The following is a 7,612-nucleotide window of genomic DNA, read 5'->3' as shown; positions in this document are numbered from 1 at the left end:
ACACCTGTAAGTGTTGTAGGCGGTGTTACCGTATATGGATCTCTAAAGCCGTGAACGCTGTCCGTATCGGCCACATTTCCGCTTCCGTCGTCAAGCGGTATCGGATTTCCTGCCATATCTACATATTTTACTTTCAATGTAGAATTACTTGCCACAAGCGCTGCATTTGCTGTTTTCTTATCATCACTTGGTGTAAGTGTTACGCTTGTTTCAAATACAGGATTGCTTCCCTGAGTTCCGTTGGCAAAGTCATTTCCTATTATGAGAGATGTAGATGTAACACGGTTTGTACTTATTGTATCTCCTACTCCCGGTGTTATCACTACTTTGTATGTTCCTGCTCTTGAAATGTTGTCAAATGCGTAGTCTCCGTTTGCATTGGCTGTGGTAGTCATCGGATTACCTGATTCATCAAGTACCGGATTACCGCTTGCATCATAAAGACTTACCGTTCTGCCTGCTGCAGGTACGTCATCATCAGTTGTAAGATATGTACCGTTTCCGCTTCCGCCTGCAGGTGGAACATCATAGTAGATCTTACCGCTGATCTTATACTTCTTTGGAATTACAACATTGCTGAGTGCCTCAAATGCACCTGTATAGCTGTCTCCGGCAAATCCTGCAAAGGTATTTACCGCTTTGTTTGTGGTATCAAGAGGAGTGGTATCAGGCATCTTTGCTCTGAATGTGATATCATCCGCCGCACCGCTTGCCAGTGTATATCCCGGCTTCATCTTAAGTCTGAACATAGTAACCGCTGACCAGTCTGAAACTGATGAAGTCCATGTAGCGCCCGCATAGTTGGCAGCTATATTTCCTTCTGTCACAGGGGTTGTACTGTATTCATATGTATAGTTCGGATTAGGATCAAGAGGACCTGTAAGTCCAAGTCTGTATGTTGAACCTCTGTCCGCATAATGTCCCTGCTGATCAGGTGCTATTGCCTTATCACCCACATGTGGCAGGATATCAAAGAATGTAAATCCGCTAACTCCTGTTATAGAGTTATTGAAAATGTTTAACTTATAGTCTACTATCTGCTCACTGTCAGGTGTTGTAAGTGTTGAATACAAAGTCTCGGCTGAATCCGCTCTCTTTGATCTCTTTGTAAGAATCAACTCTAACGGAGGTGAGTAAAGATATGTAGCCTTTTTGCTGGTGAACTTCTCTGTGGTGTTTCCGTCATTGTCCAGGTCAAGAACATCATCATAGAGTCCCGGCACCTTATCGGTAGCGGCCTCTTCATTATTGTCCCATGACATATATGTATCTATAGAGTTCTGACCGCCTGCCATATTCTTAGTAGTCTTAAATCTCGGATAAAAGCCTATAGTATAATAATTAGATCCCTTCGGAAGGTGGAATGTCGGGAAATCCCAGATATAAGCAGTCTTTCCGGTATTCTTAAAGTTATATTCCACTCTGTAATTATTCAGATACGGACCGAATGTAGGCTGTCCGACAGAGTTTGTGGTCATACCCTTAAACTCAAGAGCCGGATCTGCCAATAAAAAGAACTTCGGATTCTTTACATCTCTACCTCTCTCCGGAAGGTTGTGACGGAACTGTATACCGTCAGTCATAGCAAATTCTTCGTTCAGATACTTTGTTCCCAAGTTCTGATTCTGAGTGGTATGGGCACTTTCTTTTGCATAAATTTTTGCCCATCTTATCATCTGTCTGGTTTGAGCATTCCATTGATGACTTGCTCCGTCATCACCGTATACATTTGCTCTGTTATAAGTATCAGAATAGCTTTGTTCATTGTCAGGCTTTGCATCCAAAATATTCTTTACATCATTGTATGAATTCTCTGCCAAACGGAATTTATATGTTGCAACCACTACATTACCGTTCGGTGCCTGTATCTCTATAGGATTTGTAAATTTAAGATTTATCTTTGTGTAATGAGTAGGATTCGGCAAATCAATCATTGTGGAGTTCTCTGTAATTGATATATTAGTAGCAATCACTTCCTCACTACCGTCAGGCTTTGTTCCTATAAGTTGGTTATTTGAAAGAGCAGCCTTTTGAGTGGCATCCAAAACAGGAATAGTCTGCTCCGTTCCAGATGCATCAACTACTTTTCCTGTTAAGTTCGGATATTTGATTTGATATCCCATAAATTCCATATCGACTTCAGGAGTATCAAGTATGGAGAAAAGTCTTCCCTTTTTTTGACCTAAAGTCGGATATGTTATAGGAGTTCCCGTATTCCAGCCCCATGTAGTACTGATATCATATTTATGTACAGTCGATTCTTCTCTGTCGTCAAATGTCAAATACCATGGACTTGCACTTTTATAAGCTGTAACACCTCTGTCTGTCGGAGGTATTGCCGGAAATGAAGCATATCTGGCAAAAGACTTTGATTTCTCCAAAGATGCAGGATCTGTTGTACCGTCATCATTTACATACTCCCATTTTATAGGGAATGTAACCTCTACCGGTGAATTTACAGTTCCTGTAGGCTGATTGTTATATCTTATGTAGAAACCTTCACTGGTATATGTATTACTCGGATAATTCTTTTCTTTACTGATAGTATGGTTTACAGGATCATATGTCCATCCGGCATTTCTGCTGTCTGTTGTATCGAAGTTTTCATTTGCCGGAAGCTGTACCGTTACTCTTGTCTTTCTTCTGTCGGCACCTACTTGTGGGAAACTTGTACCATGATATGTACCCGCTGCAGGCCAGTTAGTTCTTCTTGTATAAAAGTCTACATAAGTGGACAATGTGTTTGAAAGCGAGTTGTTACTCTGTAAATCACTTGACCCCTGTACATACTGGTAGCTTCTTCTGTAGTTATAATCCTCGTTACCATATCCGATAGGATATGTTTTTGCAGTGAAGGTATTATTGTTACTCTCAAGTAAAGTATCGTTTGCATCATATACCTGATACGGTATTACATAACTCTCATTATTTGCAAGTGAGAAGTCTGCAAGCTTTCCCTTAAAAGGCACTGTCTGTGTGGTACCGCCACCCAGGTTATTAAACTTTAGAGTAACTATATGGTACTCAGTATCTGATGAACTGTCTATATTCAAATAATTGGTACTTGGTCTGTTTATCCAAGTAGAGATATTATTTGCATTTATATAAGTAAAAATCTTCTTCGGTAAGTAGAGCTTTCCGTAGGCTCCCGGTATACTCCTGGTAATAGAAGATACCGTAATATTTGCATAGAACGAAACCTCCTCACCTACGTAAAAGTCGCTGTTTCCTCTGCTGTTGACCACACTTCTGTCGTATGTGACTTCCGCAATAATATCAGGATCGTTTACTATACCCGGCGGACCTGCATATGCTGTGAATAAATCACTCATTGACAGAAATACCATCACAAATGATAAAAAAGCGGCCAATAATCGTTTTCTTATTGTATTCATATTTCCTCCTCCTAATAATAATTTATACATAACTTTAAGGAGTCATCTGTCAGATCACTCCTTAACTAAAGTTCGATATATAGCTAAAACTCGTGTATTATTTTCATAAAACCCTCCCTTTCACTCTATATTAGGCACATGATATCATAATAAATTATATTTGCAAAGTATTTTTTTGATTTTGTAAAATTATTTTTTAAGTAATTTAATTTTATCATTTTACATTAAAAATATTTGTGCTGAATATACGAGCTCACCATAGCACAATTTACATGTTTTTTCAGTAACATTAGTACAATGTTTTTTTTTTAAACAATAATTATTTTAACCCTCCGTTTTATTATTTAAAATCAAAATATATACTTTACTTTTTGGGTTTTATATAATAAAATTAGTAGGCTATTAACACAATATATTGTGCCGATATCGTATCACTTCACAATATATATGTATGAATTTAAGGAGTGTTTAGAAATGATAAAAGTTTATGGCAAGGAAAACTGTGGTAAATGCGTATCTTTAAAGGGAATATTGGAAAATAAAAACCTTGAATTCGAGTACATTGAGGACATGAAGACACTTATGATAGTTGCAAGTAAGGCAAGAATTATGAGTGCTCCTGTAGTGGAATACAATGATCATGTGTACTCAATGGAAGCCTTCTTACAGGTGATCTGATGTCAAACGAAAAAAGAAAGGTTATCAATCGAGATAACATAATTGAAGATCTTAATATAGAAAAAATCAGAGAAAAACTCTTAAGGGCCTGTGACGGTCTGGACGTGAATATGGTTGAGCTTGAGAGTAATATAGACTCAATCTATGAGGAAAATATTACCACTCAAAAGATTCAGGCATCTTTAATAAACACGGCTGTTACAATGACAAGTTTTGAAGAAAGTGACTGGGCATATGTGGCAGGCAGACTTCTTATGATGGAAGCTGAAAGGGAAGTTTTCCACTCAAGAAATTTTTCTTACGGTGATTTTTCCAAAACTATAAAGCATATGGTTGAACTTGGGCTGTATGATGAAAGACTGTTAACCTACAGCAAAGAGGAATTGGATCAAATTGCCCCACTCATAGATATAGACAGAGATATGGTCTATGACTATGCCGGGGCAAATATGCTTGTTAACAGATATTTGATTAAGCATGAAGGCAAAACTTATGAGTTGCCTCAAGAAACATTTATGGCAATATCCATGATGCTGGCTTTAAATGAAGAGCCCGGTGAAACAAGAGTAAATATAGTAAAAGAGTTCTATAATGCATTATCTCTAAGAAAGCTCTCACTTGCGACTCCTATGCTTGCAAACCTTAGAGTCCCTGACGGAAATCTGTCATCATGCTTTATTACAGCAATAGATGACAATATAGAGTCTATCTTCTATAATATCGACTCTTTGGCAAGAATCAGTAAAAACGGCGGTGGAGTCGGTGTAAATGTTTCGAGAATAAGAGCAAAAGGCTCTATGGTAAACGGTTATTACAATGCCAGCGGCGGTGTTGTACCATGGATCAGAATAATAAATGATACAGCTGTTGCGGTAAATCAACAGGGAAGAAGAGCCGGAGCCGCTACAGTAGCTTTGGATACCTGGCATTTGGATATTGAATCATTCCTTGAACTGCAAACCGAGAATGGTGACCAAAGAGGAAAAGCCTATGATATCTATCCACAGGTAGTGTGTTCCAATCTCTTTATGAAGAGAGTTAAAAACAATGAATCCTGGACTTTACTTGATCCATATGAAATAAGAAGAAAATACGGTGTTGAACTTTGTGAGCTTTATGGTTATGAGTTTGAATCAATCTATGAAAAGATTGAAAAAGACGATAATATCAAGCTTAAAAAGATTTTAAATGCCAAAGATCTGTTTAAGAGTATTATGAAAACTCAGCTTGAAACCGGCATGCCTTATATATTCTTTAAAGACAGAGCAAATGAAGTAAATCACAACTCTCATATGGGCATGATAGGTAACGGAAATCTCTGTATGGAGAGTTTTTCAAACTTCAAACCTACGCTAAATTTTGAGGAAGAAGTTAACGGCAATACAGCTGTCAGAAAAAGTGATATGGGTGAAATTCACACTTGTAACCTTATCTCTCTTAATCTGGCCGAACTTACCTCTGATGAGATTGAAAAACATGTAGCCCTTGCAATAAGAGCTTTGGACAATACTATAGATTTGACAGTTACTCCTTTAAAGGAATCCAATAAGCATAACTTACTTTACAGAACAGTAGGTGTCGGTGCAATGGGACTTGCAGACTACTTGGCAAGAGAATATATGATTTATGAAGACTCTATAAATGAGATAAATGAGCTCTTTGAAAGAATAGCACTTTATTCCGTAAAGTCTTCCGCATTGCTGGCAAAAGAAAGAGGAGCTTACAAGGCCTTTAAGGGTTCCAAATGGGATCAGGGTATATTCTTCGGCAAGAAAAGAGAATGGTATGGAGCAAATTCCAAATTCAAAGATGAATGGAATGAAGCTTTTTATCTGGTAGAGGCTAACGGTCTAAGAAACGGTGAGCTTACAGCGATAGCACCTAATACTTCCACATCTTTGTTAATGGGATCAACTGCTTCTGTAACTCCGACATTCTCAAGATTTTATATTGAAAAGAATCAAAGAGGAGCAATACCAAGAACTGTTAAGCATTTGAAGGACAGAGCATGGTTCTATCCTGAGTTTAAAAATGTAAACCCTATTAGCTATGTAAAGATAATGGCAAAGATAGGTTCATGGATAACACAGGGTGTATCTATGGAAATGGTCTTTGACTTAAACAAAAATATTAAAGCAAAAGATATTTATGACACTTTAATGACTGCCTGGGAAGAAGGCTGTAAGAGTGTTTATTATATAAGAACAATTCAAAAGAATACGAATACTATTTCAGATAAAGAGGAGTGCGAAAGCTGTAGTGGATAGAAAGAAATTATTTAATCCGGCAGGTGATGATACATTAAGTGCAAGGAAAATTATAAAGGGTAATTCAACAAACCTTTTTAACCTTAATAATGTCAGATTTCAGTGGGCCAATCACCTTTACAGAACTATGATGGCAAATTTCTGGATACCTGAAAAGGTGGATTTAACCAAGGATAAAAATGACTATGAAAATTTGACCTTACCTGAAAGGGAAGCCTACGACGGAATACTTTCCTTTTTGATCTTCCTTGACAGTATACAGACAAATAATATTCCTAATATTTCAGACCATGTCACGGCACCTGAGGTGAATTTATTACTGGCCATACAGACTTTCCAGGAGTCCATTCACTCTCAATCTTATCAGTATATAATTGAGTCCATACTTCCAAAGCAAAGTAGAGATCTGATCTATGACAAATGGAGAGATGATAAGATATTATTTGAAAGAAACAGTTTTATTGCGAAGATATATCAGGATTTTATAGATAATCAGTCCGATGAGAACTTTGCTAAGGTCATAATAGCAAACTATTTGCTTGAATCACTGTATTTCTATAACGGCTTTAACTTCTTCTATCTTCTTGCAAGCAGAAATAAGATGGTGGGTACCTCTGATATTATAAGACTGATAAACAGAGATGAGCTCTCACATGTTGTTTTATTTAGAAGTATTGTTAAAGAAATAAAGAATGATTACCCTGAGTTTTTCTCGACAGAAACGATCTATTCCATGTTTAATACTGCTGTTGAGCAGGAAATCAGCTGGACCGAGCATATAATAGGAAATCGTGTGCTTGGCATAACTTCTCAGACAACTGAGGGTTATACAAAATGGCTGGCTAATGAAAGATTAAAGTCTTTAGGCCTGGAGCCTCTATATTCAGGTTTTACTAAAAACCCTTATAAGCATTTGGAAAGATTTGCCGATACCGAGGGTGAAGGTAATGTTAAGTCTAATTTCTTTGAAGGAACTGTTACAAGTTATAATATGAGTTCTTCCATTGACGGATGGGAAGATTTCTAAATAATACTTTGGCTGTCGACTTACGATTAATAATCGTAAGCCGGCAGCTATTTTTTATTTCTGATTATCTACATCATTTATTTTGCAAATACCATATTCTTTTTCAATAATAAAAAAGCCCCCGACATAAAGTCGGGGACCGAAAAATTATCTTTCTTCTTTTTTCTTGAATGCCAGTGCCATTGCAGCTGCGATTGAACTCATTAGAATAAATACATATCCTCTTACGTCCTTTCTGTCCTCTG

General features: G+C 37.3%; 4 protein-coding genes. 3 read left to right on the top strand and 1 reads right to left on the bottom strand.

From position 1 onward, the window contains the following. On the bottom strand, positions 1 to 3,395 hold a 3,395-nt coding region (locus HMPREF1140_RS09290; RefSeq protein WP_009663586.1), incomplete at its 3' end, for a hypothetical protein. A gap of 474 nt (positions 3,396 to 3,869) precedes the next feature. On the opposite strand from HMPREF1140_RS09290, the gene HMPREF1140_RS09285 reads away from it, so the two are divergent. Genes HMPREF1140_RS09285 through HMPREF1140_RS09275 form a run of 3 tightly spaced genes read left to right on the top strand, consistent with a single transcriptional unit; the run spans position 3,870 to position 7,367 of the window. Next, positions 3,870 to 4,073, top strand: a complete 204-nt coding sequence (locus HMPREF1140_RS09285; protein WP_009663585.1) for a glutaredoxin family protein — start codon at positions 3,870 to 3,872, stop codon at positions 4,071 to 4,073. Beyond that, on the top strand, positions 4,073 to 6,340 hold the full coding sequence (locus HMPREF1140_RS09280; protein WP_009663587.1) for a ribonucleoside-diphosphate reductase subunit alpha: 2,268 nt from the start codon (positions 4,073 to 4,075) through the stop codon (positions 6,338 to 6,340). The genes HMPREF1140_RS09285 and HMPREF1140_RS09280 overlap by 1 nt, the downstream gene beginning before the upstream one ends. Next, complete coding sequence (locus tag HMPREF1140_RS09275; protein WP_009663588.1) at positions 6,333 to 7,367, top strand: ribonucleotide-diphosphate reductase subunit beta; 1,035 nt, start codon at positions 6,333 to 6,335, stop codon at positions 7,365 to 7,367. The genes HMPREF1140_RS09280 and HMPREF1140_RS09275 overlap by 8 nt, the downstream gene beginning before the upstream one ends. The last annotated feature ends 245 nt before the right edge of the window (positions 7,368 to 7,612 follow it).

Source organism: Lachnoanaerobaculum sp. ICM7 (assembly GCF_000287675.1).
In the GTDB taxonomy this organism is placed as follows: domain Bacteria; phylum Bacillota; class Clostridia; order Lachnospirales; family Lachnospiraceae; genus Lachnoanaerobaculum.
This window is presented reverse-complemented; position numbering and strand designations above follow the sequence as displayed.